Here is a 26,810-nt window from a genome sequence, read left to right on the forward strand (position 1 = left end):
ATGGTACCTATGTACTCGTATCCCACGACCGTTATTTCGTGAGCCAGACGGCTAACAAAATCTGGGAAATTGTGGACGGTGAAATCAAGGAATTCAAAGGCACCTATGCCGAGTGGGAAGAACATAAAAGACGCCAGGCAGAAGTAGCCAAACAACAGGCAGCCGTTGCCAAAGAACAGAAAAAAGATACGGCTACGCCGGTAGTAGTTAAACAGGAACCCAAAGCGCCGATCGATAAGGATAAGAAAAAAGAATTGCAGAAACAGCAGAAGCAATTCCAGCAACTGGAAGAACAACTGGCTAAACTGAATGCAAAGAAGACCGACCTGGAAACTGAAATGAACAACCCGGAAGTATATGCTGACAAAGCCCGTTTTCAAAAGGTAGAAACAGCGTATGCCCAACTGGCCAAAGAATTGAAAAGCGCCACCGAAGAATACGAAAAGGCATTTGAAAAACTGATGGAGCTGGAAGGTTGATCCGCTCCATCAGTATGCTTCATTCATAAATCAGCTTATGCAGCGAATACTCGTAGTCGAAGATGAAATAAAAGTAGCCAACGCCGTCAAAAAAGGGCTGGAGGAAAATGGCTTTGAGGTAGATGTAGCCTACGATGGCCGTATGGGTAAGAGCCTGGGTGCGTCTAATAATTACGACCTGGTGATCCTGGATCTCAACCTGCCCCATAGCAATGGTTATGAAGTGTGCGAAGTGATCCGTCGCCGCAATAACCGCATTCCCATTATCATGCTGACTGCCCTGGGTGGTATGGAAGATAAGATGCAGGCTTTTGAGCTGGGGGCAGATGATTACCTGGTGAAGCCGTTCGACTTCCGGGAACTCCTGGCCCGCATCCGCGTATTCCTGAAAAGAGCCGGCAGCGAAGTACAGCAGAATTCCCAGTACAAGATCGTCATCGCCGACCTGGAAATAGACAGGGAGAAAAAAGAGGTAACCCGCAGCGGTAAGAAAATTCCGCTCACCGCCAAGGAATACCAGCTGCTGGAATTCCTGGCCCTGCATAAAGGGAAGGTGATCTCCAAACTCGTCATTGCTGAAAAGGTATGGGATATTGACTTTGATACAGGTACCAATGTGATTGAAGTGTACATGAACTTTCTCCGCAAGAAAATCGATAAGGATTTCGACATTAAGCTGCTGCATACTAAAACCGGTATGGGATACTACCTTGCAGAAGAATAGTGAATAAGTGAAGATCAAATATAAAATAGCACTCTCCTACTCCATTTCAGCCATCATATTGCTGAATACCTTCGCTATTCTCGCTTACTACTTTTCTTCCCAATCCAGGCAGGCAGAGTACCTGGACCGCCTGGAATACCGCGCACGCTCTATCGCCAATGTGATTATTGAAGATGATACCGTAAAAGTAGACCTGCTGCGCAAACTGGATAAAACCACCTTCCAGGACCTCTATAAAGAAAGCATACTTGTATATAACCTGAACTACGATCTGCTGTATTCTAATATGAAGGATACAGCCATCCGTACTTCCCGTCCGCTGCTTGATTATATTAAGAAGTACGGAGAGTATAGCCATGGCCGTGATAACGGGGAATTGGTCGGCGTACATTATACCGAAGGCAATGTATCGGTGATAGTGCTGGTATCTTCCTTTGATAAATACGGTTATCAGAACCTGCAGAACCTGAAGCGGATCCTGATGATTGAAATTATCGTAGCGGTGATCCTGTTAGTCATCATCGGTTATTTCTTTGCCCGGAAGATGGTGCAGCCAATCGATAAACTGGTAAAGCAGGTAAAGACCATCAATGCCAATAACCTCCAGGGCATCAGTGTGGAGGCCCGTGGCAAGGACGAGATTGCACAGCTGGGGGCGAACTTCAACACCATGCTGCAGCGCCTGAGTGATGCCTTCGACCTGCAGAAGAGCTTTGTGAACAATGCCAGTCATGAGCTGAGAACACCGCTGGCATCTATCATCAGCCAGCTACAGGTAGCGCTCTCCAAAGAAAGAACCAAAGAAGTATATGCTGATATCCTGGCATCTGTGCTGGAAGATGCAGAGAACCTTTCTGACCTGAGTAATGGTCTGCTGCAGCTGGCACAGAGTGAGCTGAACCAGCAGAAGTTTATCTTCAGTGAAGTACGTATGGATGAGCTGCTGCTGGAAATGGGCAACCTGGTTAAACTCAAACATGTGCCTGTAGCAGGCGAGCCGCAGAAAGGACCGAAGGTAGATATCAGTTTTCTGAAAGTGCCGGAGCAGGATACAGAGCTGGTAGTACAGGGCAATGAGAGCCTGCTGAAGGTATTATTCCTGAACCTGCTTGACAATGCATTTAAATTCTCCACTGATAATACAGCGCGGGTTACAATCGATTTCTTTACGCATAATATACAAATCCAGGTTAGAGATAATGGGATTGGTATAGCGCCGGAAGAGCTCAGCAAGATCTTCGAACCCTTTTATAGAGGGGCAAATGCTCATCAAACCCGCGGTCATGGCCTGGGGCTCTCTATCTGTAAAAAGATTGTACTACTGCACAAAGGGCATATTTCTGCTTCTTCTACCCCCGGGAAGGGTACTGTATTCACGGTTATTTTGCCCCACGCATAGGATACGCCTTTTCCCCCTCCTCCTGCCATGAAATTTCTCACCTGGCCTTTGGCCTGCTCCCCCACTCACTCCCGTATTTTAAGGCGTTTTTAATTGCCTTTAAAGCATTCTTTAAGTGAGAATATAGAATTTTGCTATTATTCTACAGAACGACATGAAGTGCAATTTTCTTTTTTCCCTGTTACTTTCCTCTGGATTTTTCCTGGGGGGCTGTAAACATCCGCAGCTGGAAGGCGGGGCCACTAAAAAGACTTTTGTACTAAGTGATACCATGCTGAAGACAATTCGAATAGATACTGCCAGTATTGAACCAGTGCAAATGGAATTACATTTTTCAGGAAAAGTAGCTGGCAGGGCCAATAAGCAGAAAGATGTAGAAATCCTTGTAGATTATTCTTCCGGGCATCTGGAAGATGTAAAAGAAGGCTATAAAGCTGAAATCGTAACTGCCGCACTACCAGACAAGATCTTCTACGGTACTGTCGATGCGGTAGACTCCTTCTCTAATGCAATGCAGTTAAGTATTAAGCTGGATGATATGAACAAATTGCTCAAACCGGAGATGTTCACAAAAGTCATATTACATTATAGCGAAGGCGATGATATGGTAGCAGTACCGGAGAATGCCGTGATTGCAGATCATAGCAGGAATTATGTACTGGTGTTTAAGGATAAGTATAATATCCAGCTGAGAGAGGTGGAAACGTATACTACATCAGGAGAAATAACATATATCAGCAAAGGACTGGATGCAGGCGAAAATGTGATATCAGATCACCAGCAGCTGATCTATGATGCATTAAGTGAAAATTAAGTTTTAGTTCGCATATAGGTTGATAGAATGGACATGCAAACGCAGCTCTTTCAGATGTTAAATTTGTCTGAACTGTTTTCATGCTCAATTACTCCGCCCCGCCGCAGAAGAAACAACGCGGGGCGGTTTTTCTTTTAGTAACTCGTATCCTTTAGAATAGCAATTTTGGTTAAGCAGAAAGGGATGTATCAGCAGTATGATACATCCCCTTTTTTTATGAAAATAGTTTTTATTCGTTTAACCTCGGCCGTAGTCGCTGCTTTGCTTTATTGAACACCATCTGCCCCTTATCCATTCCCTTTCTCATTTCCTGCTGCACTTCAGGCTCCAGGTGGTACACAGACTGGCACTCCTCGCTACAACATCCATCATACTTTGCTGCACACGCCTCACACTGTATAAAAAGCAGGTGGCAACCATCATTCTTACAGTTCGTATGCGTATCACACGGCTGACCGCATTGATGACAATTACTGATAATCTCATCTGTAATACGCTCACCTAACCGATCATCAAATACAAAGTTCTTACCTTTAAATTTGAGCGGCAATCCCTGTTCCTTCGCTTTGTTAGTATATTCAATAATACCGCCTTCCAGGTGGAATACATTCTTAAACCCGTGATGCAGCATATAAGCCGATGCCTTTTCACAACGAATACCACCAGTACAGTACATCACAATATTCGCATCCTTATTATCCTTCAGCATATCCACTGCCATTGGCAATTGTTCCCTGAAAGTGTCAGAAGGTACCTCTATCGCGTTTTGAAAATGCCCCACTTCATATTCGTAGTGGTTACGCATATCCACCACAATGGTATCAGGATCGTCAGTAAGGTCATTGAATTCTTTGGCTTTCAGGTACTTACCTTTATTTTCCATGGAGAATGTAGGATCGTCGATACCATCTGCCACAATTTTCTCGCGAACTTTGATCTTCAATACCCAGAAAGATTTGCCATCGTCATCTACAGCAATATTCAGGCGTATGCCATTGAGGAAAGGATACCCATATAGCCGGTTCCTGAATTCCTCAAAGTGATGCTCAGGAATACTGATCTGGGCATTGATGCCCTCTGATGCCACATAAATACGTCCAAATACCTTCAGCTCATCGAGCCTGAGGTACAAGTCATCACGAAATGCCTGTGGATCTTCAATTTTTGCGTACTGATAAAACGAGACGGTAACGCGACGGAACGTCTCTGCTGCCAGCTTCACTTTTAGTTCAGCGGCAGAAATGCGGTTGTGTAGTGCCATTGTTTGAGTAGAAATTTTAAGAACACTTGCCTTGTGAGCAAAATTTCTACGATTCCCTTTGTGGGTTTCGTAACCCCTGACCTTATGTCAGGAAGCTGCAAAGGTAACAATAAGCTTTTATATTTTACGCCTCCCAGGTGGTGGGTTCCATAGACCACTCGTACAAAATGGAGGATAAATAATAAGCTGCGCTACTGATAATCAATACATAACCTGTAAAACCGACCGTTAAATACTCCTGTAAACCTACCCAGTCATAGATTTCCGCAAAGTAGGCCAGCGTAGCCAGTACCACGCCCAGGACAAATGCGAATAATGCAATTCTTCTCATAAGGGGATAATTTAATTCACACGAACATGTTATAATAATCCAGTTCAATCTGGCTTGAATTTAGATTATATCTATTATAACAAGCTACAAATACAAAAAGTTCAGGTTGCCGCAACCCTACCCGGACATGCGTAACTATCTGATTATTATTGTATATAAATAAATCTTAAGACTTGGCACTCTTTTTGACTTAAACGAACCAAACAAGTAATCAGCGTTAAACCCAAAAATGTGAATTTATGAGTACAGTTTTTCTCTACATCTTTTATTTAATTGTAGGATTGTGGATATACCGCGTCCTGGCTTACTTTTATGATCGTGATCCCAAAGAAAGCTATAAAGCAAGAAAAGAAAGATTTTAAAGCAGACAGGGAAAGTCAATGGCAGGCTTTCCCTTTTTTTATGAAAATGTGAATTTCCGCCTTCGCCGGCGTTTACGGCTCCGGCGTATTCTGTTGCCGTACCATCCCGCCAAACAACCCTCCAAATCCTACCCTCACTCCCACTCGCGTAGCATCCTTACTCTGGTACCCCGCAATTACATCAACGCGCAACAGCTTAAAAATATTCTCCAACCCCGCAAAAACTTCCACATAATTATTCTCCTGATTCACATAAAAAGCATTAGAACCCGCCACCAGGTTCCATTTCAGTCTGTTTAACAAGGGAACTTTATTTGTGAGCAACCCGTTAAAATGATGCTCCACATTTGCAGTAGCATAAAACGGCGCCGTCGTGCTATACTTGTAATAAGGCGCCAGCTGAAAACTATTCAGGTAATTGATATTATAAAACGTCTGGTTCCCATTGAAGTGCTGATAATCAGGAAGATCTACATGCTTATCATTCAGGAAACCGCCCACTCTTACCCTATACATCAATTCTCCAAACAACTTCAGGTTCATATTGTCCTTCACCTGGAACTGCCACTTATCAAAGTCCGCATCACTGCCGGCTATGCCATGGATCCCCTTTGTATAGGTAACGCCAAAAACCGGGTATTTGGAACCAAATGCAATCTTCCTGTCAGGCAATTCAATAAACTTTTGCCCCGGTTGGAAAGAGAACCCCAATTCTGCCACCAAAGCCTGGTTCCGGTTAAACGGAATATCTGCCAGTTCATAAGGATGATTTGGCAGAAACGCTTTATGGCTGTTCTTAAAAAATACAAAGTCAGTCGTATTCTCCAATGGCATGCGATCCTCATACCGTACCCCCAGCCTCAGGAAAGAGTTGTTTTCAAAGCGCCGGGTAAACTGCAGGGTGGTAAAATAGTTCTCGTACAGCTTCATGTAATTCTCCTTCAGGAACAGGGTGTAGAACTCATTTTCCAGCGGAGAAATGGGATTATCATGATTGAATTGGCTCACTCTTTTACCGCCCCCCAGGGTCCAGGTATTCTGCCCAATACGATTACGGATCCGGCTTTCCTGTGTCCACTGCAGGTAGGTCCAGGCATTCAGGTGGGTATTGCTGAATCCATAGCGGATATAAGGCATGATCTTCAGTTCCCGGGATCTGGCAAGGTGCAGGTTCAGTTCTGGTTCCACACTTAGTACCAACCCTTCTACAGTGTTATATTCAAGTTGCCTGATCAATCCTTTCAGGGAGAGCTGATGCGAGTATATTCCGGTATCCCGCTGAAAGTAATAGTTATGTTTCGCACCTGACCAGAAAATGTCGGTTATTTTGACAGGTTTCTGGTGCTTGCGCAGGGTATCCAGCGTGTGGGTAGATCGGGCACTATCCCTTTGGGCCTGGGCGGTGCTGTCTTTTACATGAAAGTCCTTTACTTCTTCTTTTTCCAGTGGTACAGGGCGAATGCTATCCCAGTAGGCCAGCTGCTTTTTATCGAAAGCGGTATCGTACCGCATGATAGTATTGTCAAAATGCTTTTTCCGGAAGTTGGGTTGCAGGTCGTAATTAGAATACACGTTCACAAAATTACCGACCATATCAAATCCAAATTGTTTGATGCTAAGGGAAATGACCTGGTCCTTGGTGCGCCATACTTCGTTGTTCACCGGCACATGTATCTGGCGAATACGCAGGGTATCCATGATCTCGAGCTGGTAATCCTGTGTGAGCATCAGGTCTGCACTATGGATCCGCCAGTCGTCGTCAGTAATGAAGATATGACCGGAGAACAATGGTTCGAATTTCCTGCGGGGAATCACTTTTATTTTATTGACGGTTTTGCCATCATCCTGGAAGGTGCCTTCCAGCTGGTATTTATAATAGAGTAAGGCATTTTCTGCGATGGGAGAAATGAAGCCCCGTTTATTAAACTGGGTAATAACAGCGGTGACATTGTTATCATAGAGGTCAATGAACGCCGGGAAACTAAATCCAAATCCCCCTCCACTCTGGCGTGCAGAGAGCACTTCGACTTTTACATTGTCTGGTTCCTGGAAGTCCACGCGGGTCATGGATTCAGAGAGGAATACCACACCTTGTCCATTGGAGTCCAGCCCCATGTCTTTTTTATTAATTTTTTGGAATAACACCTGTTCCGGCACGTTCCTCATTTTGAACATGCCTTTGATATAATCATTGCAGGTATATTCGCTCACCTGGTGCCGATAGAAGTCGCGTTTTTTGATAGCAGCCCGGATGATGGCGTAGGCAGGGTCTTCCCCACCGGATTTGACCACCACTTCTTTGATCTGCATACTTACCGGCTGTAAGGCAAAATCGAGGATCTGATCTGTATTGGTAACGGTGATTTGTTTTTCCAGTTTACGGTAGCCCATATATTGGCACACCAATGTATAGGTGCCTGCTGGTATATCCAGCTGATACTGCCCGGCAGCGTTGCTGGTGGTACCCGTAGTGGTACCCTTTATAAAGATGGTGGCGTATGGAAGCGGAGTTTGTTGTTCATTGGTAATACGTCCCTTGATAATGCTGGCCTGCGCGAGGTTAAACAGGATACTAAAGAATAGGGTCAATGCGGTTTTGGGCATAATTTCCATTTATCTGAAAAAAAGGATCGCTTGGGCCATTGGCAAAAACGATCCTTCTAAAATGAGTTTATAGTTTCCTTTTGTACCGCAGATAACTACCTGACAAACTGCCCAGGCCTGCTACAAGCCCACCTATAAATGCACTAACTACACCAATGAGTATCGGGCTTTTAACCTTTAGTATCAATTCGCTCATCCTGTTTGCCAGGATGTGGTCATTACGTACGTCTGCCAGGAAGGCCAATGCCAGCCAAAGCAGGAAAACGGCGATAAAGCCGTTCATAAAACTACGGAACGGCGGCAATGGAATGATTACAGCTACAATAAAAGCTGCAATTGCCACTGTCCACCATGATAAAAATAAACCACCCAGGTAACTGAGTATAACGATTAAGATAAAACGAGGGAAAGACTTCATAACGGGAAGATAACAAAAAGGACTTATTATAACTGCAAAAAGCCCTCAATTTGTTTTTTCACCCTTACATAAGTGTCAGGCTGAAATACCTGCGAATTTGGAACGATGAGCTGGTTCCAGCTGAAGTTTTCCCGGTAGTCCCAGGCACTCTGCCCATTGGCAGCAAACACTTCCAGTTTGAAGCTGCGGGACTTATCAAGGTCGTTTGTCAGCTTGTACCAATCCGGACCTCCTTCTTTCTTCGCTTTATCCACGCCTTTACCGAAGGTTACCTGTACGGCAATTACATACTTTACTTTCAGGAGGATGCACAGGCCGGCTTTGTCCAGGTAGTATGGCTGATCCGGTTCAATGCCGGCATCAGTGAGCATTTTATTGGTTCTCGATGCGGGTTGTAGCGTGTCGCCGCCGGCATAGAGAGAGTTGTAGAGTGCTTCCTGTAAAAAGACACCAATTTTCTTACTGTAATCTTGCATTTCGGCTGTAACCTCGCCTGCAGGTATACCATAGTTAATGGAGACGGGCAGAATAGCTACGCCGCGCTGCGCAACGGCGGTAATTGTAGCCAAAAGAGCAAGGCATAGGAATAATGTACGACGCATAGGATTTAAAAAAGTAGGTAAAGGAAATAAAAAAGGACTGAACAAAGAGATACTTTTTGTTCAGCCCTTCAAATATGCAAAATTATTTGGTTATTTCCAACGCCTGATTAATATCATGGATATTAAGGGTACATTTTCCTGTGTGTTCAGGCGATCAGCGTAAATGCAACATTACTTGCTTGCTTCCAATGCCTGGGTGATATCTTCGATGATATCCTGTACATTTTCCAACCCTACAGAGATACGAATCATACCAGGAGTAATACCAACTTTCAGTCTTTCTTCATTGGTCAGTTTCGCATGTGTAGTACTTGCAGGATGAGATGCGATACTGCGGCTATCCCCCAGGTTGGCCGTCAGGGTCAGCATTTTCAGGGCATCCAGGAAACGGGTACCTTGCTCCAGTCCGCCCTTCAGTTCAAAACATACAATACCACCGCCGCCGGTCATTTGCGCCTTTGCAATTTCATGCTGGGGGTGGCTGGCAAGCATAGGATATTTCACCCATTGCAGCAGGGAATTACCTTCCAGTGCTTTGGCCAGGGCCAGTGCGCTTTCGCAATGCCTTGCCATACGGATATGCAGGGTTTCGAGGCTCTTGCTCAGTACCCATGCATTGAATGGAGACATTGCCGGACCAGTGCTACGGCAGAAGGTATGAATCTCCTTGATCAGGTCTTTACGGCCCACTACTACTCCACCTAATACACGCCCCTGGCCATCCATCCACTTGGTAGCGGAGTGAGTAACGATGTGTGCGCCGAGTGCGATAGGCTTTTGCAGTACAGGAGATGCAAAGCAATTATCTACGTTTAAGATAACGCCATGTTTGTCGCAAATCTTTGCCAGCAGGCTGATATCAACTACTTCCAGGCCCGGGTTGGAAGGTGTTTCTACAAACATCATCTTCGTATTTGGCTTGATCAGCGCTTCTACGGTTTCTGGTTTGTTGATATCGAAGTAAGTGTACTCAATACCCCATTTAGGTAGAAATTTGGTAATGACAGTATGGGTAGAGCCAAAGATTGAGCTGGCGGAGAGCAGATGATCGCCTGCTTTCATGAGGGCCATAAAGCTCGCAAATATGGCGCTCATACCGGATGCGGTGGCATAACCATCTTCAGCCAGTTCCAGGCTACATACTTTACGTACAAATTCGTCTACGTTTGGATTGCTGAAACGGCTGTAAATGTTATTGTCCGTTTCGTCTGCAAAGGTGGCGCGCATTTCTTCTGCACTGTCGTAGGTAAAGCTGGATGTGAGGAAGAGAGGTGTGGAGTGTTCCATCTGCCACGTCTTCTCTGTCTGAATTCTGACTGCGTTTGTCTCCGGCCGGTATTGATCTTTCTCCATTACTTATTTAAGTTATTTGTGTTCAATTTGTCTGACTTATTCAGGTTAATTGCTTACAATTTGCCCGACTCGTTTAGGTTAATTGTCTATAGCTTGCCTAGCTATTTGCTATCCCTGCACAATTTGCCTGTGTCAAGTATTTACTTGCTTTAATCAACCATTTACCTTGGTTTCCCACGTCAGATTGCCTCCTGCCCTGCGAAGGGTCTCTGCTACAGAGCAATATTTGGTCATAGACAATTCCACCGCTCTTGCAGCCTTGTCCTGGTCCAGGTTGGTGCCAGAAAGATGAAATATGATATGAACATTTTCCCAAATGGAAGGTTCTTTACCTTTTTCACGTTCTCCGTCTATTTCGATTTTAAAGTCAGTCAATTCCTGGCGTTGTTTTTTGAGGATCATGGCTACATCTATAGCGGAGCAGCCACCGAGTCCCATGAGCAACATCTGCATAGGTCTTACGCCGTTATTCTTCCCGCCATTCTCCAGGGAAGAGTCCATCAAAACCTTGTGTCCCTGCTCGTCTACTGCTTCCATGTTGAATGCGTCGTCTATTCTCTGTAGTGAAATCTTCATGTTCGGTGTTGTTTATCCTACAAATATAAGTAATGCAAGAGGATTTTTATGCTTGCCTTAACTGGCCTGCGGCAGCAAGGAAGGAGTCGGCCGCCCCAAAAAAGAAGAAGTCATTATTTACCTCAAATCCAGCGAGCTCAGAAAATTTTGCCATCAGATAAAATAAAAAGAGATGCATTTTCCATACTACCCCCGGCCCGAATAAATTTGATAATTTCCAAATTTCTTCCCATTTTCTTGACTTATACCTCTCATATGTTATATTTGCGCAAATTTTTCCGGGGTTTTGACGGTACAGATCTATCATAATAAGCACACTTTTACACTGGAGTCCGGGGTCGTGTTGCCGGAGCTGCAAATCGCCTATCACACATACGGTACGCTGAACCACAGCAAAAGTAACGTGATATGGATCTGCCATGCCCTTACTGCCAATTCGGATGTAGCCGACTGGTGGAAAGGCCTGATCGGTCCGGGGCGGGCCATTGACCCAGCCCGTCACTTCATTGTATGTGCCAACATATTGGGCTCCTGCTACGGCAGTTCCGGCCCGCTTTCCATCAATCCCGCCACCGGAAAACCTTATTACGCCTCTTTCCCACAGATTACCGTGCGGGATATGGTGCAGGCGCACGTGCTCCTGCGCGAACACCTGGGTATTGACGAAATTCAATTGCTCATGGGCGGGTCCATGGGCGGCTACCAGACCCTGGAATGGGCACTGCTGGAACCCACCCGCATCCATCAGCTCTGCCTGCTCAGTACCGGCGCTTCCGAAAGTGCCTGGGGAATAGCTATCCATACCGCTCAGCGCCTCGCCATCGAGGCAGACAGTACCTGGCGTGAAAACCGCCCCGATGCCGGCGCAAATGGCTTAAAAGCCGCCAGAGCCATCGGCATGCTCACCTATCGTAACTACCAGACCTTTGTTCGGACACAGTCCGACCCGGACAGTGAAAAGACAGATGACTTCAAGGCAGCTTCCTATATTAACTACCAGGGCGACAAACTCGTAAAACGGTTCAATGCCCAGGCGTACTGGCGCCTTACCAAAGCGATGGATAGCCACAATATCTCCCGGGGTCGCCTCACCGATCTGGCAGGTACCCTTGCCCTTATTTCACAACCTACCCTTATCGTCGGCATTACCAGCGATGTACTTTGCCCACCGGAAGAACAACACTTCCTTGCGAAACACATTCCGAATGCTACTTATCATGAAATCGATTCTTCGTACGGCCATGATGGTTTCCTCATCGAAGTAGATATGATAGATGCATTGCTAAATGATTGGCTGGCTTAATCCGACTACTATTAAATCCTGACTAGTAAATCACTAAACGACCAGATATCCTGCTACAGAAATGGCTTCCTTATCAAAGTAAACATGACTGATGCACTACTGAATGATTGGCTGGCTTAATCCGACTGTTATTAAATCCTGATAACCTCACGTCGTAAAAAGCTGTACTTACCCCCCAAGCACTTTCAATTTCAAAAATTTAACACTGTCGGATCAACTGTTTAATATGATTTCCCTTCACTTTCCTTTAGGTAAGTATATTCATTTTTAGAAAGCATGCCCGTAACTTGTACAACATTAAAATCTTACCTCCATGTTAAACAGGAGATCCTTTCTAACATCTACCGCCAGTTTTAGCAGCTTATTGCTGCCCGCGCTATCACTTCCAAAATTTAATATGACCATCACAAATGACCAACCATTGCTAACAAAGCCCTCATTAAAAAATTCCTACTGGTATATTGGGCATTTATTGTCTGTCCTGCTCAGGTCAGCTGACACAAATGGACTTTTCTCTCTCTTAAAAATGAGCGAAATAAAAGGTCTCGAACCACCACCCCACATCCATACGAAGGAAGATGAAACATTTCTGTTACTTGAAGGAGAGATTGAATTTTCTGTAAAAAATGAAACATATCATGCAGTCGCAGGCGACACCATGTTTTTACCACGCAATATCCAACATTCCTTTAAAGTACTAACAGCGCGATCTGAAGTGTTGATATTACTGACACCCGGAGGACTTGAGCAATACTTTATTGAGATGAGCGAACCCGCGCCTGAAGTGAAACAAGCCCCATTGCCTTCCGGCCCCCCTGATATAGCGCGGCTGATAGCTACGGCAGCAAAATATGGAATAAAATTCCCCAGGAATCCCTAAATCCGAGGCTTATTGCCGAGGGCGGCCAGGTCTTCTATAATTTCAATAGGTGTCACATACATTTTCTCGTTTATTTTTTCATCTTGTAAATGCTCATATCCCCAAATGATTATTTGCTCGATAATCGGAAGGAGGCTACTACCTGTAAGAGATAAACTGTATTCAGTCCTGGGTGGAAATTCCCGGAACTCCTTTTTCCCGATTATACCTCTATGAGTAAAATACAGCAATTCATTCATTAAAACCTTATCGGTAATACCTGGTAATGACTGTTTCAGGTCGCCGAATCGCATGGATTTTTCCCGTAAATTCCAGAGAATACCGATGCGCCATTTCCCTGCAAGGAATTGCAGCGTGAATTGTACCGGGCATCCTTTATATAATTGTGATTCCATTTATCGGGCGGTTTATAGACGAATAAACTTAGCAATAAATAATACAAATGGGCAAGTTCATCTAAGTTAGGAAATTAAGCGTTCAAAAGTTTAAACCCGCTGTTATCCTCCCCCAAATCGCCCTAATCCCAATGTTATTATAACCTGATCAATGCGTTAAAATCTGATTAAAAAGGTCTTAAAATTCCTTAAGCCCCTTTAAACTATTATACCCCCAATCTATATTTGTACCAGATTTAGCATGACAAAGGCATTTTCATACATATTACTCTTCCTACATATTGCGACTACTATGTTTATCCCGGTCGCGGATGAGAGTGATATTTTCGATGCCCGGGGCAGACAGATCAATGATGTCAACACCTTATTCGATTTTGTCAATCATGTAGTGCTGGGCAATACAGAATTCACCCGGCAGGACGAAGATGATGATCAGCCACACTACTTTACCGGAAGCAACAGCGTGTCTTATTACATCTTCAGCCAACAACAAATTTCCTGTACCAAACAGGAACCCTCTACAAACGACCTGGCTGTGGCTTACCCGCTGATGGCAGTACAAAAACCACCCGCCATCGCTTACGAGATCCTCACACCACCCCCCAAAGCCTAACTTTTACTTTATAACTCATGAACTTTTATCAACCACAAAGGTTGATAAGAAAACGTCGTGTGCATACACACATTAAAATAGTATTAAATTAAAATAAGATGTATAGTCGGGATTCTAAAACAAAGCGCCATCCCCGGATTGTAGCCAGTTGTATCATCATGTTGTTGTTCGCATTCAAAGCATCTGCACAAGACACCGTGCACATTAGCCTCCAGGATGCGGAAAAACAATTCCTGGATAAAAACCTGGACCTGCTGGCAGAGAAGTACAATATCTCTATCGCCCGCGCCCAGATCATCCAGTCCAAATTGTACAACAACCCCAACCTCCAGTTGAGCGGAAACCTGTACAACCCTGACAGGAAGAAATTTTTTGACATCAGTAACCAAACAGGGCAATATGAAATCGGTATCACCCAGCTCATTTCCCTTGCAGGCAAAAGAAACAAGCAGGTAAAGCTGGCGCAAACCAATGCTGCCATGTCTGAAAATGCCTTCTTCGACCTGCTGAGAACCCTGCGCTACTCCCTCCGTAGTAACTTCTACCAGGCCTACTACCTGCAGAATTCTATGAAGGCTTATGCAGACCAGATCACTGCGCTCGAAAAGATGGATGCCACCTACAAAGATTTACAGTCCAAAGGACTCGTTACCCTGAAAGACGCTGTACGCCTCCGCTCCCTGCTCTATAGCCTCAAAGCAGACCGCACCGCCATGCAAAACCAGGTAAGCGATATCGAATCTGAACTGCAAATCCTGCTCGCAAATAATCATGCCTATTATGTAATTGATATGCCTGAAAATGCAGCGGCCAACGTACCTGCTATCCGCAATACCAGCCTGGCAAGCCTGGTAGACACCGCATACGCCAACCGTCAGGACCTGCTCCTGGCCCAAAACAATCTGCTCTATAACCAGCAAAACCTGAAACTGCAAAAAGCGATGGCGGTACCCGATCTGAACCTCGGCGCTGACTTCGATAAGCGCGGCAGCTTCGTGAACAATGCGTCCTTCCTCACTGTAGGTATCGACCTCCCCTTCTTTAACAGGAACCAGGGCAACATCAAAGCCGCCAGCTACTCCATCGATCAGAATAAACTGCTCGTAACACAGCAAACACAAAAGGTGGAAAATGAAGTGCAGACTGCTTACGTGAAAGCATTGAACACAGACAAAATGCTGGAATCTGTAGATCCGGAATTTCGTGGACAATTCGAACAGCTGCTGAAATCAGTGACTGACAACTTCCTGAAAAAGAATCTCAGCCTGCTGGAGCTCACAGACTTCTACGACTCTTATAAAGAAAATATGCTGCAACTAAACCAATTGCAAAATGATAGGATGCAAGCTATAGAAACACTCAATTTTGCAGTTGGTAAAACTTTGTTCAATAATTAATAGTATAGTCATGAAACCTTTTGTTATATATCTCTTTCCTGTTGCACTCGGATGTATGCTCACAGCTTGTGGTGGCCACACGCCTGAAGTAGCCAAAGACGAAAACGCACTGTCAGATAGCCTGGTAAAAAATGTACAGACCGCACCTGCTACTTTTGAAAATCCTTCGGAAACCATCAAACTGAATGGTAAAATCTCGCCGGACGAAACCCGGGAAGCAAAAGTATACGCCCTGGTAAGCGGTAAGATCAAATCTGTGAATGTAGAACTGGGCGATTTTGTAAAACAGGGTCAGCTCCTCGCCGTATTGCAAAGTACCGAAGTAGCCGGCATCAGCAACGATGTAGCGGTAGCTGAATCAAATGTAGCCCTGGCAAAAAAGAATGTAGAAACACAGAAATCGCTCTTCGAAGGCAACCTCGCTACCCAACAGGATTACCTGGCTGCACAGATTGAAGAAAAGAAAGCTGAATCTGAACTGAACCGCGCCCACCAGGTAGCTAACATCACCGGTGGCAGCAGCGCTGCATATACTTTGAAAGCACCCATCAGCGGTTATGTAATTGAGAAAAATATTTCCAACAACTCCGAAGTTCGCCAGGACAACAACGCGAACCTCTTCACTATTGCTGATCTGAATACCGTATGGATCATCGCAAACGTATACGAAGCTGATATTCCTGCTATCAAACTGGGCGACGAAGTACGCGTGACCACGCTCGCAAATCCTGAAAAAGATTACATCGGTAAGATCGATAAAGTATACAATGTACTGGACCCTTCTAACCGTACCATGCAGGTGCGTATCAGCATGCAGAATCCAAATGGGGAACTGAAACCTGAGATGTTTGCCACAGTAAAAGTAAATACCAAACCAGCCGCTACCAGCATGCTGAGCATCCCTGCCAATGCAGTGGTGATGGACAACAGCAAGCAGTACGTAGTCGTGAAAACTGCCAAGGGCCTCGAAATCCGTGAGATCAATGTGATTCGCCGTATCGACAACAGGGCGTTCATCTCTGGTCTGCAGGTAAATGACCAGGTAGTGACCAGCTCTCAGGTATTTATTTATGATGCCCTTAATACAAAATAATCCATGCAGAAAATCATAAAAAAGATCATTGCTTTTTCGTTAAAGAATAAGCTCTTCATAGGTTTTGCGACCATCATCCTCATCGTATGGGGAGTGATCGCATTCAAAAATATTCCCATCGAGGCATTTCCCGATGTAACGAATACACAGATCACCATCATTACCCAATGGCCTGGCAGAAGTGCTGAAGAAGTGGAAAAGTTCGTGACTGTGCCCGTGGAAATAGCCATGAACCCTGTACAGAAAAAAGAATCTGTACGCTCTACGACCGTATTCGGCCTGTCTGTGGTAAAAGTAATTTTTGAAGATGGTGTAGATGATGCTTTTGCCCGTCAACAGGTAAACAACCTGCTCCGCGATGTAGCACTGCCTGATGGTGCTGATCCTGATGTACAGCCACCCACCGGCCCTACCGGTGAGATCTTCCGCTATACGCTGGAAAGCAAAACCAAGACGGTGCGGGAACTGAAAACCCTGCAGGATTGGGTGATTGAACGCCGCCTGCTAAACGTACCCGGTGTAGGTGATGTGGTGAGCTTTGGCGGTGAAGTGAAGACGTACGAAATTGCAGTAAACCCACAAAAACTGGCTTCTTATAATATTACCCCACTGGATGTATCGAACGCTATTTCCAAAAGTAATATCAACGTAGGTGGTGATGTAATCGTAGATAACTCACAGGCCTATGTAGTACGCGGTATCGGTTTACTGAACAATGCAGAAGAGATTGACAATATCATCGTTGACAATATCAATGGTACTCCTATCTTAGTAAAAGACATCGGTACTGTCTCTGTCTCTGCCCTGCCCCGCTTAGGCCAGGTAGGTCGTGACAAACGGAACGATGTGGTAGAAGGTATCGTCGTGATGCGTAAGGGTGAAAACCCAAGTGAGGTGATCAAACGCGTGCAGGACAGAATTACTTACCTGAACGAAAAAGTGCTGCCGCCCGATGTAAAGATCAATACCTTTTATAACCGCAGTGACCTGATCGAATTCGCTACACACACCGTGTTGCACAACATGCTGGAAGGTATCATCTTCGTAACGGTGATCGTATTCCTCTTCATGGCCGACTGGCGTACTACGGTGATCGTAGCAATTGTGATTCCGCTGGCGCTGCTGTTTGCATTTATCTGTCTCACACTGAAAGGCATGTCTGCAAACCTGCTGTCGATGGGGGCGATTGACTTCGGTATCATCATAGATGGCGCCGTCGTGATGGTGGAAGGGATCTTTGTACTATTGGATCAAAGGGCACACCAGATGGGTATGGAGCGGTTCAACAAACTCTCCAAACTGGGTATTATCAAGAACACCGGTGGTGAACTGGGTAAAGCGATCTTCTTCTCCAAACTGATCATCATCGCAGGTCTGCTGCCTATCTTCTCTTTCCAGAAGGTAGAAGGTAAGATGTTCTCTCCCCTGGCATGGACACTGGGCTTTGCGCTCCTGGGTGCTTTGATCCTCACACTTACACTGATTCCATTGCTCAGTAGTTTGTTACTGCGCAGGAATGTAAAGGAGAAACACAATGTATTCGTGGAGTTCATTACCAATGGTGTAATGAAAATGTTCTCCTGGACATATAGGAACAAACGACTCACCTTGCTGGTGGCGGTAGGTTTAGTGGTAGTAGGGCTGTTTAATTTTAAATTCTTAGGTAGTGAGTTCCTCCCCGAACTGGATGAAGGGGCCATCTATATCCGTGCTACCTGTCCGCTCAGTGTATCGCTCGAAGAATCGAAGTCTATCGCAAATAAAATGCGCCGCATCATCCTCTCTTATCCTGAAGTAAAACAGGTGATGTCGCAAACCGGCCGTCCGAACGATGGTACAGATGCTACTGGTTTTTACAACATCGAATTCCACGTAGATATCTATCCAAAGAAACAGTGGAAGAGCGGTATTACGAAGGAAGAGCTGATTGACCGTATGCAGCAGAAACTGGCTGTATACCCGGGTATCAACCTGAACTTCTCCCAGCCGATTATGGACAACGTGGAAGAAGCAGTATCTGGTGTGAAAGGATCCCTGTGCGTGAAGATCTATGGTGATAGCCTGGCATATACTGAGGGCAAAGCCAACCAGGTGTACGATATTATGAAGAAGATTCCGGGGGTGGAAGACTTAGGTGTGATCAAGAATATTGGTCAGCCCGAAATGGATATCGAACTGGATGAAAATAAAATGGCGCTGTATGGTGTGACGACTGCCGATGCCAATGCGATTATCGAAATGGCGATTGGTGGTAAAGCCATCACACAGATTTATGAAGGGGAGCGTAAATTCCAGCTGCGCCTGCGTTACGAAGAGCAATACCGTAACAATGCAGAAGCGATCAGTGATTTAATGGTGCCTACCCTGCGTGGTGCAAAAGTGCCTATCAAGAACATTGCAAATATCAGGACGCTGACGGGTCCGAGCATCATTTTCAGGGATGACAACAGGCGATATACTGCCGTGAAATTCTCTGTACGCGGTCGTGATATGGGTAGTGTGATTGCAGAAGCACAGGCAAAAGTAAAGAAGGATGTGAAACTGGATAAAGGCTATGAAATGCAGTGGGCCGGCGACTTTGAAAACCAGCAGCGTGCTACCAAACGCCTTACGCAGGTGGTACCTATCAGCCTGATGATTATCTTCATCATCCTGTTTGTGATGTTTGGAAATGTGAAGGATGCAGGGCTGGTATTGATCAACGTACCATTTGCGATCATAGGAGGTATTGCCGCGTTATTAATTTCAGGTACGAACTTCAGTATCTCGGCAGGTATTGGTTTCATTGCCCTCTTTGGTATATGTATACAGAATGGGGTAATATTGATATCGGTGTTCAAGAATAATATGGCGAAGGTGAAGAAGCACGACTTTAATCACCATACCCTGGAAATATCCATACGGGATGGGGTACGCGAAAGAGTACGCCCGGTGGTGATGACGGCGCTGATGGCAGCGATTGGATTGTTGCCGGCGGCATTGTCTAAGGGGATTGGGTCTGAGACTTCCAAGCCACTGGCGATTGTGGTGATTGGCGGTTTGATTACGGCGACGATATTAACCTTATTGGTGTTCCCATTATTCTTTTACCTGGGCTACAGGAAAGTAGGTCAGAAGATGGACTAATTAAAAAAAAAAAATGGGCAGGAGTACCTGCCCATTTTTTTTATTATAACTGGATGAATTTCCACTGCTGGTTATAGCTTGAATTACTATACCATTGTTGCATGGATGACCCGTTAGTGGTTCCACCACCGGTATCAAGACATTTACCTGTAGTCAGGTTCACCACCCTATAATAACCATCGCCGGTAGCAACAAATGACCAGCGCTGGGTATTATTAGAAAAGCTTAAAGCCTTTTGCAGCACAGCAGAACCATCAGCAGTGTTGCTGCCTACATCAAGGCAATTTTTCCCGGTCACACAACTCAGTGTATAATAACCTGCTGTATAACTCACATTCCATTGCTGATTGGCGCTTGTTCCATCCGCCCATTGCGCTACACTGGCGCCATCTGTTGTACTTCCAAGATTATCAAGCATCAGACCACTGGCCCGGTTCTGCAGTTTAAATCTCCCATCGGCGATTGGTCCCTGCCATTTTGGAGAAGCAGTCAGGCCCCATGACCATCTGAACATATTGGCACAACCAGGATTTACTTCCACAAGATTATTGTTTGCCGAAAACCAGCGATAGGTGTCAATATCATTTACGCCTGACCAGGCAATCGTTCCTATCAGGTTATCTTTTGAATAAGCCAGGGAGCCTGTCAGGAACGCCTGGTCTTCATATACGCCTGTATCCCACTGCCACCAGAAGCTGACCCTACGGAATGTTTCAATGCCTACTTCCGTAATGATCGTTCTCGAAGCGTATGACCCCACTTTGCCTGATACGATGTTATAGTAACTTGACCATACATTATAAGATCCATAAAACCACCAGTAGCAATGCAGTCCAAGATACTGGCTGGTTAACCGGCTGTCATTACCCACTGTGATCACTTCTCCTGCATATCCTGTACCATCCAGGATACATTTCCAGGAAGCAGGACTCAGCTGATTTAAAAAGTTTGCATAGAGATTGCAAAGATCAGTGCCGGAATAATCTACAGGTTCATTGATCGGTTCATAAAGTACGGAACCATTGTTTTTATACACTGTATCCACCTTTTTCCACATGGTATACCACTGTGTAGTGTCTGGCACATGATGTACGCCGTCAGGCCAGTAGCACAGTATAACATTAACGCCTTCTGCTACGATAGCATTAATAGCCGCCTGGTATACAGGCCAGTAAGATGTATTACTGGCAGTTAGCGGAGTAATAGGCATTCGTATGGTCGTACCACCGGCCACCTTTAAAGAATCGGCAATACGCTTACCTACAGCCGCGGCATCCGTTGCTGTTGAGGTAGACGACAGCCCGCTGGGTGTAACCACTCTTGCAGAAGCTTCATTACCATTAGGGTCAGCCCAGTTAATGCCCCGATAACTATTCGTATTAGTCGGAGTACTGGTAGCCAGCGCGGTAAGCGATTTAGCCTGGATTTTGTCAATAGCCGTTTCCTTTTTGGAACAGGCGGTTAAGAAAAATAGCGAACAAATGAAGAGGATAATTGGGTTTCTTTTCATAACGGAGATATTTGGGTTTGATGATTAAATTCATACGAAACAAACTGCACGGGAAGTGATCCGGGACTTTCATGTCCCGGATCACCTGGAATTAATCTGGCATCAGGCGTTTTTAATAGCCCGGATTATTTGGAAGTAAATTCTTATTGATATCTATATCAGCCTGCGGAACGGGCCACAACCATCCCTTTGCAGCATCGAAAGTCCTTGTCTCCACCTTTATTTGTTTAAAGGTCCATGTTGCAGGGCTTGCAGGGTTTGACAATAATGCTTTATCATAACCATATACATCATGCACAAGAGATGCATCCTGCCACCTGAACATATCAGCATAGCGTGTGCCTTCGTTGTAAAACTCTACTCTCCTTTCATGACGTACAATGGCCCTGAGTTGTGCCTGCGTGAGCCCCACGCCTTCCACAGATTCTACTGTTGGCATATTTACCCTGGCTCTTACTTTGTCGATCAGTGTATAGATCTCCTGGGCTGTACTTCCTGATTCAATCAGTGCCTCTGCACGCATGAGGTAGATATCTGCATAGCGCATCAGGATGGTGTTCAAAGAACAGTTGTTGACATCTGCAATGCCCAGTGCAGCATACTTGCGTGGCCGTGCACCACAAGGTACCTGGTCAAGAGAAGGTATGAATGTAGAGGACCCGAAAGATGAACCAGGCAATACCACTGACGCCGCCAGTCGGGGATCGCGGTTCTTAAATGGATCCTGGTCATTATAGCCTGAATTTGCATCTGTAATTGGCAGCCCGTTCGTCATGTAATAAGAATTGATCAGGTCTGCAGTAACATTTGCTGTAGGCCAGCTGCTGAGGGATAAGGCAGAAGACGGCCATGGCTGGGCCTGGGTAGTAGGAATATACTGGATGTCAAAAATAACTTCTACATTATTTTCATGCGCCTCATCAAACAAGCCTGCATAGTCTGTATATAAACTGTATGCTCCCAGATCGATCACATCCTGTGCGGCCTGTGCGGCTTCAGCCCATTTTTGGTTATATAACAGCACTTTAGCTTTATAAGCAAGCGCTGCTCCTTTTGTAGCGCGTCCTACATCTGTTCCGGAATAAGAAGCAGGAAGACTAGTGGCTGCATCATTAAAATCTGCAAGGATCTGGGTAAGCACCTCGCTTTTAGCAGTTCTTGACACATAAGCCTCTGACAATGCCAATACCTTTGTAATAAGCGGCACATCCCCGAAATAGGTAATCAGGTCAGCATAGGCATAACCTCTTAAGAATTTAGCTTCGGCAGACATTTGTGTTTTCACTGTTTCGCTTACAGTTGCATTGCTGATGTCCTGCAAAAATTCATTTGCCCTGGAAATGATCGCAAAGTCCATTGTCCATTTAGCATAAGGTGCCCAGCTGGAGGCATTGGTGAGCCATTCGCCTACTTCCCTGGACCCCTGCCATGAATCCTGGCAGTAACCATTATCAGACATATAATCGAACTGGTAAAAATGAGAAGGCGTGGCGTTGGGTTGAATGGCATTATAAATACCTATCAGCGCCTGCTTGCATTGCGATTCATTTTGAAAAAACGTAGCGGGAGAAAGCCTGTCCTTTGGCGTTTTATCAAGAAGATCTTTCTTACAACCAAACAAAGACAAAGCAAAGAAGAAAGGAATTATTTTATATATGTTTTTCATGAACTGCTCTTTTAAAAGTTAACACTTGCACCCATCGTCATTATACGAACCTGCGGGAAAGCCTCAGCCCTGGTCTGGCCAACCGTTTGCTCAGGATCAAACCCTTTGAAATTCGTAATAGTAAAAGCGTTTTGTACGTTTCCATAGATCCTGAGGGTACTGATACCAACCCTGGAAAGGAGTTTTGGACTAAGAGAGTAGCCCAGTTCAAGATTCTTCAAACGCAGATACGAAGCATTCTCCATGTAAAAAGAGGAATGAATATTATTACGTGCACCATCTAAGGTGAGCCGTGGCAGGGTATTGGATGGGTTTTCAGGTGTCCATCGGTTAAGCCACCAATTGCCCATGTTTGCAAATCCGCTGAATGGAGTGGCAATTTCATAATAGGTATATCCCTGTATACCCTGAACGCCCTGGAAGAACATACCCAGGTCAAATCCTTTCCATTCCATATTAAGATTGAGTCCATAAGTCAGCTTAGGGAACTGGTTGCCTATTATGGTGCGGTCATTATTCATGTCAACTACCTTATCACCATTCAGGTCTTTATACTTGATATCGCCAGGTTGCGCTGTATAGTTGGAAACCTTTACGACGTCAGATTTCAGTACATAGGCACGGTCAGCATAAGGTATGGATGCATCGCTGTTATTCTGCCAGGTAAAATCTGATATCTGGTATATGCCATCCATTTTGTAGCCGTAGAATGAATTGATGGCTGCGCCGACTTTAACAGCTTTAGGAGAAGTAAGCTGTTCAGCAACATCCATTTTGGTGATCTTATTTACCATATGAGAAGCATTGATTGTTGCTCTCAGCTTGAACCCATTGGAAAAGGTGGTTCTGTAAGTGATAGCAGCTTCAATACCCCTGTTCTGCACCTCACCGGCATTTGCATAGGGTGCGGATTGCGCCATAGTAAGTGGTATAGACTGGGTCATTAATAAGTCCTTTGTTCTCTTGTCGAAATAATCGGCAGTGATCTCAAAGTTTTTCTTCAGCAACATGTCAATACCAAAGTCAAGCTGCTGTGCAGTTTCCCAGGTCAGGTCTTTATTGGTCATAGCAGTAACGGCCACACCGGAATACAATGTACCGCCCAGGGAGTAGTTTTGTCCGGATGTGAGGATATCGCTTCCATTATAATAGTTGCTGATGTTCTGATTGCCTAATCGGCCCCATGAAGCACGGAGCTTAAGCTGGTCCAGCCAGGTCAGGTTTTCCATAAAGCTCTCTTTTGAGATCACCCAACCTGCAGAAAAAGAAGGAAACGTTCCCCAGCGGTGTTCTTTTGCAAACCTGGATGAGCCATCTCTTCTGATGTTCGCCTCAAACAGGTACTTGCCGTCAAAAGCATAATTAGCCCGCGCAAAATAGGAGCGCAATCCAAGGTCATAACTACCAGCATTATTTGTTTGGGTAGAAGGGTCTCCAAGATTGAGCACGCGTTGTGTGTTATTAACAAATCCTGAACGGTAGGCGCTTTCCCAATCATAGGTAAACTCTTCTTCGGAATAACCACCCAGTAAGTTCACCTCGTGTTTACCGAGTACTTTGTTGTATTTTAACAATGAGGTCAGCAGGGACTGAACGTCTGTTTCATTGGTAACATTCAGATTGGAAACCAGGTTGGTAGTGGTGCCGCTTTCATTATACAAGGTTACATTTGCATGAAATGCATTTGCTTTTGAAGTCATTACATTATAGCCGTAAGTAACCTGGGCACTCAGACCGTTTAAAATCTTATATTCAGCTTCTACCTGTCCGTTGAAATTGTACCGTTTGGATAACGCTGTGCTACCTTCCTGGATTTCACCATAATAGTTTCGTTCACCGTTCACAGATACCCATTGACCAGCCGCATTGCGTAAAGGGTGAATCGGTGCAAGTGTTGCATACCACTCTGCATTCCACAGGTCTGTCGGTTCATTTTTTACACCCAGGTTTCCGGCTAACTTACCTGAAAACCTGAGTCTTTTATTCTTTAGGAAATAGGCATCAATATTTGACCTGAAGTCCGTTTTCTTGTAGTTGGTTCCTACAAGGATACCGTCCTGGTTCAGGCGGCCAAGCATAAAAGCATAGTTGACATTATCGTTTCCACCTGAAATGCTTAACCGGTGATTTTGAATATTTGCATTGCCATAGTACACTTTGAAATAATTGATGTCTGGGTACATCAGATCATTATGTGCTGCATACTTTGCAATGATAGAGTCTGCGTATTTGGCAGTTCCGCCGGAATTTATAGATGCCTCATTATAGAGTCTTGTATAGTCTACTGAGTTCAAAACATGTGGCAACCTGGTGGGACTCTGCGAACCATAATATGCAGTATAATTCACCCGCAATTTGCCGGCAGCTCCCTTTTTGGTCGTAATCAGCACTACGCCGTTAGCGGCCCGGTTACCATAGATAGAGGCCGAAGCAGCATCCTTTAATATGGATATGGATTGAATATCATTGGCATTAACATCGTTTATATTTCCCGGAAAACCATCAATTAATACCAAAGGCGTATTATCGCCAAATGTACCAACCCCACGAATGTCGAGTACCGCCCCATCATCACCGGGCTTTCCTGAGCTTTGCAACGCATATACGCCAGCAACAGTACCCTGTAATGCCTGACCGGGGTTTGTCAGTGGCCGGCTATCCATGTCTTCCATTTTAACAACGCCGACAGAGCCTGTTAAATTTGCTTTCTTTTGTGTACCATAACCTACTACCACCACTTCGTTCACATTCTGGCTGCTAGACACCAGCGATACATTTATGGGGCCATTGCCGCTTGCCACTACCTCCCGTGTAAGAAAAGAGATGTGATTGAATACCAGGGTATCGCCAATACCTGCCGTAAGGGTAAACTGACCCTTATTATCTGTTACTGTGCCCTGGCTGGTGTGTTTAATCCGCACCGTTACCCCCGGTAATGGGTCCGCGCCGGAAACCACCCTGCCCGTGATCTTCGATTGCTGGGCAAAAAGTGTAACGTACGGAAATAGGAAAAGAAAGATGGTTAGAAATCTTTTCATAACGAGAATCTGTTTAAATAAATAAGAATGAATGCTAAGTCCCCGAATATTTGAGCCCAGTTTTATAGGAACAGTGGCAAAAATAGCATCCCATAAATAGTGCAAACAGGGGTAAATCGTTAAAAAAAGGGGGGTAAAATCATTTATTTTATGACTGTTGTTTGTTGCCTTTTGCCGGGGTATTCCTTCAGTGTGTAAATTTTCATGTCTAATTGACAATTAATGACGATAAACGTCTTTATTTTGCCGGAATTCACTTTTCCGGGATTTGTTTCGTAAATTAATCTTACCTAAAGCATATACAATGACAAAGCGGGAAATAACCTTCATTTGTATAACTGTACTGGTAATGTGCATACCAATCGCCATTGTGGCACGCAAAGCCCAGCAGCCTCCCCTGTCGTCTACCATATATGACTGGAACGACATCAGGGTGGAACGTACTAAAACGGGAGAAAAACGCCAGTTCCTTCAATCACCCACGCTTACATTAGATGAATTGGAGCTGCATGTAACTACGCTGAATCCGGGAGAGGCACCTCATCCCCCACATCAACATCCTGACGAAGAGTTGATTATCATTAAAGAAGGAACGGTTGAATCGACCGTAAATGGCATAACAAAACGTGTTGGCCCGGGTTCTGTCATTTTCCAGGCATCTAATCAATTACATGGCATTAAAAACGTGGGTACTACTAAAGCAGTGTACCATGTTATTAAATGGAAAACAGAAAAGACCCCTGCGGCGAAGTAATTTTCATTCTAATCTCACCTCCCGCACCGTTTCATTCCCCGGCAGATCCACTGCCACCACTATTATTTTGCCACCAACCGGCAAACTGGCCGCCTTATAATACCAGTCCACA

The 26,810-nt window shown here is 45.0% G+C and carries 21 protein-coding genes and 1 pseudogene; 11 read left to right on the forward strand and 11 right to left on the reverse strand.

What is annotated here, in order from left to right:
- From ABDW16_RS27890 to ABDW16_RS27905, 4 genes and pseudogenes are all read left to right on the forward strand, one after another.
- Positions 1–479 (forward strand): annotated as a pseudogene (locus ABDW16_RS27890) (ABC transporter ATP-binding protein); the annotation flags it as partial.
- Positions 480–516: 37 nt separating this feature from the next.
- Positions 517–1,203, forward strand: coding sequence for a response regulator transcription factor (locus ABDW16_RS27895; RefSeq protein ID WP_343674402.1), 687 nt, complete (start codon positions 517–519; stop codon positions 1,201–1,203).
- Between the two features lie 7 nt (positions 1,204–1,210).
- A complete protein-coding gene (locus ABDW16_RS27900; protein WP_343674403.1) occupies positions 1,211–2,602 on the forward strand; it encodes an ATP-binding protein in 1,392 nt (463 codons plus the stop codon).
- A 154-nt stretch (positions 2,603–2,756) separates the two neighbouring features.
- A complete protein-coding gene (locus ABDW16_RS27905; RefSeq protein WP_343674405.1) occupies positions 2,757–3,416 on the forward strand; it encodes a hypothetical protein in 660 nt (219 codons plus the stop codon).
- Positions 3,417–3,645: 229 nt separating this feature from the next.
- Here ABDW16_RS27905 and ABDW16_RS27910 read toward each other — a convergent pair whose 3' ends face one another.
- From ABDW16_RS27910 to ABDW16_RS27940, 7 genes are all read right to left on the reverse strand, one after another.
- Positions 3,646–4,677 carry a rhodanese-related sulfurtransferase gene (locus tag ABDW16_RS27910; protein WP_343674407.1) on the reverse strand — a complete coding sequence of 344 codons (1,032 nt, stop codon included), beginning with the start codon at positions 4,675–4,677 and terminating at the stop codon, positions 3,646–3,648.
- A gap of 124 nt (positions 4,678–4,801) precedes the next feature.
- Positions 4,802–5,008: a hypothetical protein gene (locus ABDW16_RS27915; RefSeq protein ID WP_343674408.1), complete on the reverse strand. Its 207-nt coding sequence runs from the start codon at positions 5,006–5,008 to the stop codon at positions 4,802–4,804.
- Positions 5,009–5,442: 434 nt separating this feature from the next.
- Complete coding sequence (locus ABDW16_RS27920) at positions 5,443–7,974, reverse strand: DUF5686 and carboxypeptidase regulatory-like domain-containing protein (protein ID WP_343674409.1); 2,532 nt, start codon at positions 7,972–7,974, stop codon at positions 5,443–5,445.
- A 67-nt stretch (positions 7,975–8,041) separates the two neighbouring features.
- The gene (locus ABDW16_RS27925; protein ID WP_343674411.1) at positions 8,042–8,392 is read right to left on the reverse strand and encodes a hypothetical protein; all 351 of its coding nucleotides are present in this window, start codon (positions 8,390–8,392) and stop codon (positions 8,042–8,044) included.
- Positions 8,393–8,418: 26 nt separating this feature from the next.
- The gene (locus ABDW16_RS27930) at positions 8,419–8,994 is read right to left on the reverse strand and encodes a hypothetical protein (protein ID WP_343674412.1); all 576 of its coding nucleotides are present in this window, start codon (positions 8,992–8,994) and stop codon (positions 8,419–8,421) included.
- Positions 8,995–9,165: 171 nt separating this feature from the next.
- A complete protein-coding gene (locus ABDW16_RS27935) occupies positions 9,166–10,347 on the reverse strand; it encodes an aminotransferase class I/II-fold pyridoxal phosphate-dependent enzyme (protein WP_343674413.1) in 1,182 nt (393 codons plus the stop codon).
- A 153-nt stretch (positions 10,348–10,500) separates the two neighbouring features.
- The gene (locus ABDW16_RS27940; protein ID WP_343674414.1) at positions 10,501–10,923 is read right to left on the reverse strand and encodes an OsmC family protein; all 423 of its coding nucleotides are present in this window, start codon (positions 10,921–10,923) and stop codon (positions 10,501–10,503) included.
- 286 nt (positions 10,924–11,209) lie between these two features.
- On the opposite strand from ABDW16_RS27940, the gene metX reads away from it, so the two are divergent.
- Together metX and ABDW16_RS27950 are read left to right on the forward strand one after the other, a co-directional pair.
- Positions 11,210–12,226 carry a homoserine O-acetyltransferase gene (gene metX / locus ABDW16_RS27945; protein ID WP_343674416.1) on the forward strand — a complete coding sequence of 339 codons (1,017 nt, stop codon included), beginning with the start codon at positions 11,210–11,212 and terminating at the stop codon, positions 12,224–12,226.
- 397 nt (positions 12,227–12,623) lie between these two features.
- A complete protein-coding gene (locus ABDW16_RS27950) occupies positions 12,624–13,106 on the forward strand; it encodes a cupin domain-containing protein (protein WP_343674417.1) in 483 nt (160 codons plus the stop codon).
- On the opposite strand, the gene ABDW16_RS27955 is transcribed toward ABDW16_RS27950, so the two are convergent.
- Entirely contained in the window at positions 13,103–13,501 is a 399-nt protein-coding gene (locus ABDW16_RS27955; protein WP_343674418.1) for a helix-turn-helix domain-containing protein, read from the reverse strand. The two genes, ABDW16_RS27950 and ABDW16_RS27955, sit on opposite strands and share 4 nt — an antisense overlap.
- Before the next feature lie 292 nt (positions 13,502–13,793).
- On the opposite strand from ABDW16_RS27955, the gene ABDW16_RS27960 reads away from it, so the two are divergent.
- The 4 genes from ABDW16_RS27960 (at position 13,794) to ABDW16_RS27975 (ending at position 19,730) form a co-directional block, all read left to right on the forward strand.
- Positions 13,794–14,114: a hypothetical protein gene (locus tag ABDW16_RS27960; protein WP_343674420.1), complete on the forward strand. Its 321-nt coding sequence runs from the start codon at positions 13,794–13,796 to the stop codon at positions 14,112–14,114.
- A gap of 98 nt (positions 14,115–14,212) precedes the next feature.
- A complete protein-coding gene (locus ABDW16_RS27965) occupies positions 14,213–15,511 on the forward strand; it encodes a TolC family protein (protein WP_343674422.1) in 1,299 nt (432 codons plus the stop codon).
- A gap of 10 nt (positions 15,512–15,521) precedes the next feature.
- Entirely contained in the window at positions 15,522–16,604 is a 1,083-nt protein-coding gene (locus ABDW16_RS27970) for an efflux RND transporter periplasmic adaptor subunit (RefSeq protein ID WP_343674423.1), read from the forward strand.
- A 3-nt stretch (positions 16,605–16,607) separates the two neighbouring features.
- The gene (locus ABDW16_RS27975; protein WP_343674424.1) at positions 16,608–19,730 is read left to right on the forward strand and encodes a CusA/CzcA family heavy metal efflux RND transporter; all 3,123 of its coding nucleotides are present in this window, start codon (positions 16,608–16,610) and stop codon (positions 19,728–19,730) included.
- Positions 19,731–19,773: 43 nt separating this feature from the next.
- Here ABDW16_RS27975 and ABDW16_RS27980 read toward each other — a convergent pair whose 3' ends face one another.
- The 3 genes from ABDW16_RS27980 to ABDW16_RS27990 form a co-directional block, all read right to left on the reverse strand.
- Positions 19,774–21,240 (reverse strand): RICIN domain-containing protein, encoded by a 1,467-nt coding sequence (locus ABDW16_RS27980; protein WP_343674425.1) that lies wholly within the window; start codon positions 21,238–21,240, stop codon positions 19,774–19,776.
- Positions 21,241–21,352: 112 nt separating this feature from the next.
- Positions 21,353–22,906, reverse strand: coding sequence for a RagB/SusD family nutrient uptake outer membrane protein (locus tag ABDW16_RS27985; RefSeq protein ID WP_343674427.1), 1,554 nt, complete (start codon positions 22,904–22,906; stop codon positions 21,353–21,355).
- 11 nt (positions 22,907–22,917) lie between these two features.
- Positions 22,918–25,944 (reverse strand): TonB-dependent receptor, encoded by a 3,027-nt coding sequence (locus ABDW16_RS27990; protein ID WP_343674429.1) that lies wholly within the window; start codon positions 25,942–25,944, stop codon positions 22,918–22,920.
- Positions 25,945–26,293: 349 nt separating this feature from the next.
- On the opposite strand from ABDW16_RS27990, the gene ABDW16_RS27995 reads away from it, so the two are divergent.
- Positions 26,294–26,698, forward strand: a complete 405-nt coding sequence (locus ABDW16_RS27995; protein WP_343674431.1) for a cupin domain-containing protein — start codon at positions 26,294–26,296, stop codon at positions 26,696–26,698.
- Positions 26,699–26,810 lie beyond the last annotated feature (112 nt).

The sequence above is a fragment of the Chitinophaga sp. genome (assembly GCF_039596135.1).
Taxonomy (GTDB): domain Bacteria; phylum Bacteroidota; class Bacteroidia; order Chitinophagales; family Chitinophagaceae; genus Chitinophaga.